The organism is Flavobacterium arabinosi, assembly GCF_048158725.1.
GTDB classification, from domain to species: Bacteria; Bacteroidota; Bacteroidia; order Flavobacteriales; family Flavobacteriaceae; genus Flavobacterium; species Flavobacterium arabinosi.
This window is the reverse complement of the sequence record NZ_JBLNKX010000016.1, coordinates 1-4,780: the sequence shown is the minus strand read 5'-3', so window position 1 is coordinate 4,780 and position 4,780 is coordinate 1. Positions and strand designations below refer to the sequence as shown.

The window sequence follows — 4,780 nt, the reverse complement described above, 5'->3', positions numbered from 1 at the left end:
AAGACTGGTACAACCATTTGTTGCAGTTTGAGTAACCGTATAAGTTGCAGCATTCGTTACATGGATGCTTGCTGTAGCAGCACCAGTACTCCACAACAAACTTCCTGTGTAATTACTGGCAGTTAAATCAGAACTTCCATCGCAGTTGTTCACTACCGTTACAGTTGGTGCACTTGGTGTTGTTTTCGGAGCTGATGTTCCAGAGCCTGCAAGACTGGTACAACCATTTGTTGCAGTTTGAGTAACCGTATAAGTTGCAGCATTCGTTACATGGATGCTTGCTGTAGCAGCACCAGTACTCCACAACAAACTTCCTGTGTAATTACTGGCAGTTAAATCAGAACTTCCATCGCAGTTGTTCACTACCGTTACAGTTGGTGCACTTGGTGTTGTTTTCGGAGCTGATGTTCCAGAGCCTGCAAGACTGGTACAACCATTTGTTGCAGTTTGAGTAACTGTATAAGTAGCAGCATTAGTTACATGAATACTCGCCGTTGTTGCAGCATTACTCCACAACAAACTTCCTGTGTAATTACTGGCGGTTAAATCTGAACTTCCATCACAGTTATTAACTACAGTTACAGTTGGTGCACTTGGTGTTGCTTTCGGAGCTGATGTTCCAGAGCCTGCAAGACTGGTACAACCATTTATTGCAGTTTGAGTAACCGTATAAGTAGCAGCATTCGTTACATGGATACTTGCTGTAGCAGCACCATTACTCCATAACAGAGTTCCGGTATAATCACTAGCAGTTAAATCAGAACTTCCATCGCAGTTATTAACTACAGTTACAGTTGGTGCACTTGGTGTTGCTTTCGGAGCTGATGTTCCAGAGCCTGAAAGACTGGTACAACCATCTGCACTTGTTTGGGTAACCGTATAAGTAGTGGCATTCGTTACATGGATGCTTGCGCCCGTTGCACCATTGCTCCACAACAGACTACCTGTATAATCACTGGCAGTTAAATCTGAACTTCCATCGCAGTTGTTCACCACCGTTACAGTTGGTGCATTGGGCGTTGCAGGTTGTTGATTAACAATTAAATCAGTACCTGTTTTACTGCAAATACCCTGGGATGCTTTTAATCCATAAGTTCCCGGGGCTACGGAACTGAATACTCCATTTGCAGCAGTATATACTGTACTGCCTGACTGGGTAAGCGTATAGGTTATTGCGCTACTATATATTGCCGGTGTTATAGTTACCATTCCTGTGGCTACCCCACAGGTTGGCTGTGATAAAGTAGCCGCCGGCGTAGTTATTGGAGTTGGTGGGGCAACGGTTACGCTGCATGTTCTGGTAAAGCAGGCATCCGTTACCGTAAATGTATAATCTCCGGCAGAAAGGTTGCCTGCAGTAACGGCTGAACTTACTGTTACACCGGTAGCAACGTTCTTCCAGCTATAAGAAACCGGCAATACGGCGTTACTAAATGAAGTGGTTGCAGTGCCATCTCCACCCGCACAAGTCACATCAGTCTTAATGCAGGTACCTAATGCAAGGGCTGCCGGCTCTGGATTAATAACTACTGCAGTTTTTGTTTTTACACAGCCATTAGCGTCTGTTATTGTAAGAGTATAACTACCGCCCCCTAAATTTGAAAGCGTTTGAGTAAAAGGGGCCATAATGAGAGTTGCGCTACCAGCGGGGTAAGGGGCACCATCTTTTTTCCAACTTACAGTATAAGGAGCTTTACCTCCACCCACATTTGAAGCGATAGTACCCCCTCCCCCATTACACTTTATTTGGGTAGTTGTAAAAACGGCATCTAGTCCAGTAAATACATTTATTGGAGGTGATGTTCCGCATTTGGGGCTGATTGTAGCCGAATTGACAAGCATCCAGGCACAGTCTTCTTTTTTATTGGATGTGCTCCAAGCTAAAAACAAATCAGTAAGCTCTATTCTTTCACCGCAGAGATATGAAATCTCTCCAACGGCTATCTTATTTATAATAGATGGCTGAATAGGGCCGCCACACATGGTTATTGCAGGGGTTGCTATTTTCAGTGTGCCGTCAGCATTATAAATTTTCAATGTTCCCCAAAAACGAAAGGATGTTCGCAGGGAACCGGTTTTATTATTGATAGATAGATACAACGTTCTGGTTATTGCAGTGGTTGATCCTGTTGTACAGTTACCACATACATCTTCACCTGCATTGGGTGGTAGGGTAGCATCTAGTAGGATCAAATCTCCCGATGTACAGCTACTTGCCGGAGGCAAATTCTGTGCAACTGCCGTTGTAAAACCAAAAAAACTTATTAATAAAAATAGAAGTACGCTCCTGTTAAGAAAATACCGTTTCCTAAGAGTCGAATTTTGTAATCTGGGACTAAAAAAGAATAAATTAGGTACATGTAAACCTAATGTAGAAATTTTGTTTTTCGGTGATACCCAACATTTAATTTTGCTAGATAAAACTTCGAAAAACGTCAGAAGTGAATTTTTTTCCATGATAATAAAGTTTTAAACCATACTTATTAAAAGTTAGGAAACTAGCAGACTGGGGACTGAAAACTTTTATAAAAAACAAAAAAACACCTTCATAAACTACTTTATGAAGAACTCCATCGTCAAAAGCTTATTTTATTTTGGGGAAATAAACAAAACTTTTAGTAACCAAAAAAGGGCTTTGCAACAACTTAAAAACCTAAATTTTAAAATAAAAAGTAAGAATAAAAAAATCAGAAAGCTTAGGTTTTGAGAGTCAAAACTTGCCATAATAATAATAATAATAATAATAATAATACACCTTCAAAAACAATCTTATGAAGCACACCATCACCAAAAGGATATTGTATTGTGGGGAACAATAACCAATTCTTTTTACCCTTAAACGGTTTTACGAGACAGCTTTAAATTCAATAAATAAATAAAAACAAAAAAGTTAATGGTTTGTAAAAAAATAGGCAATAAACAATACACCTTCAAAAAACAAGTTTATGAAGAACGCAATCATCAAAAGGAAATTCTATTGTGGGGAGCAATAACTAAATTCTTTTTTACAGGTAAACTGTCTTACAAAGCAGCTTTAAATTCAATTAATTTTTTTTGAGAATTAAATTTAATCAATGAATTGGAAACTAATTAAAAAGCAATAATAAATCAGATAAAAAACAAATATATTCGATAAAAAACCATTGGATAAGGAAAATTACTACGTAAAAAAAATTATCTATAATTAACAATCAACAAAATACAATTTGTTGATTTACAATATTTTAAATAATAAAAATACATTTAATTCTTATTTCAATACTATAAATCAGCAAATAAAAAAAAAGTATAAAAAAACCTCGAAAATTTTAACTTTCGAGGTTTAATTTTATATTCTAATCCGTTTCATTCTTTTTTAAGGATTAGATAATCATTTAAAATTTATTTTGAAGACATTACTTTTTTCGTAGTGCTTCCTCTGTTAGTAGTCACTTTCACAACATACACTTGCTCTTGTCTTTTACTTGCTTTAAGATCCAGTGTTATTTCTTTATCAAAATAACTATTGGTATCAGTTTTTGTAAGTACTGATATTCCTTGTGCATTGAACACCTCGATTTTTACATCAGATTTGTAATCAAATTTATATTTGATAGTAAGCTGATCTTTGAAAGGAACCGGATAGGCATCGAAACCTGCATTACTTGTGGTTTTAGCAGTTATTGTTTCGATCGGAGCAGCGGGGCTGATAACATTAGCTGTAGGAAGTGAACAATTTCCAGGTAATGGAGTATTGTCTGAACATCCTGCAACAGCGTTTATAGTTCCCTCACTTCCTGAGGCAGCTGTACCTAATCCATTGATGTAGCTTGCGAAAGTATACGTACTGCTTTGATCACCACCTGAGTAAATGGCACCTATGATTGATTTCGTATCGTATTTTATAGAAACAACATATGTTGCACCCGGAGTAGCTCCAGTCACAACATAATGTGCGCCTGCGCCATCGAGGATAAAGCTAGGAGTAAATGTTACAGCATCACAATTGTCTGTAGTCAAACGAATCTGTGAAAGACTTGCCTTACTTGGATTCGAATTAAAACCCTGAATAACAAATAGTTTATCTAAATCACCGTCATTGGTTTGTTTTACATCAATTGTAAAACTATTGTTAACAAGTGTAAGTGGTGCAGTGACATTAGAATAGTAGAAGAACACTCCAGGGACTGCATTGCTCACTCTATTATTGCCTTTAATAGTTGTACAAACATTCACCAACTCAGTAACAGTTTCTGTAACGAAATTACAACAGGTTGTCTGGGTTGGGAAGATGTGACCGCCACAATCTTCAGTGGTTACAGTTAAACAATTGCTGTTTGCAGAACAAACCACGCCATTGAGCGTACTTGTAGCAACACGACGATAGTAAGTGGTAACTGTTGCCACACCCGGATCGAAAGTAGCGGATGTAGCTCCTGTAATATTGGCGAAGTCACCATCACATCCTGTAGTATTACTTTGCCATTGGTAAGTGATATCACCGCCTCCAGTACCTGCTGTTGTGCTGGTAAAGGCCGCCGGATCTTCTTCTCCTATACAAACGGTCTGGTCCCCTGCTATTACACCAGGAGTTATAGCATTTGGTGTCACTGTCAAACAATTACTGTTTGCAGAACATGAAACACCATTGACTGTCGATGTAGTCACTCTACGGAAATAGGTTGTTACTGCCACGGCTGTCAAGGCTGGGGCATCGTAAGTAGCCGATGTAGCTCCTGCAATGTCACTAAAACCTAAGTCACAACCTGCTGTAGTACCAATCTGCCATTGGTATGTAACA

2 protein-coding genes are annotated in these 4,780 nt (G+C 38.5%); both read right to left on the bottom strand.

Features of this window, described 5'->3' with window-relative positions; translation table 11 throughout:
- The coding region (locus tag ACM55K_RS17375) for a hypothetical protein (RefSeq protein WP_416851597.1) at nucleotides 1-2,457 on the bottom strand (2,457 nt) is incomplete at its 3' end.
- A gap of 924 nt (nucleotides 2,458-3,381) precedes the next feature.
- A partial coding sequence (locus ACM55K_RS17370; RefSeq protein ID WP_416851596.1) for a T9SS type A sorting domain-containing protein occupies nucleotides 3,382-4,780 on the bottom strand: 1,399 nt, incomplete at its 5' end.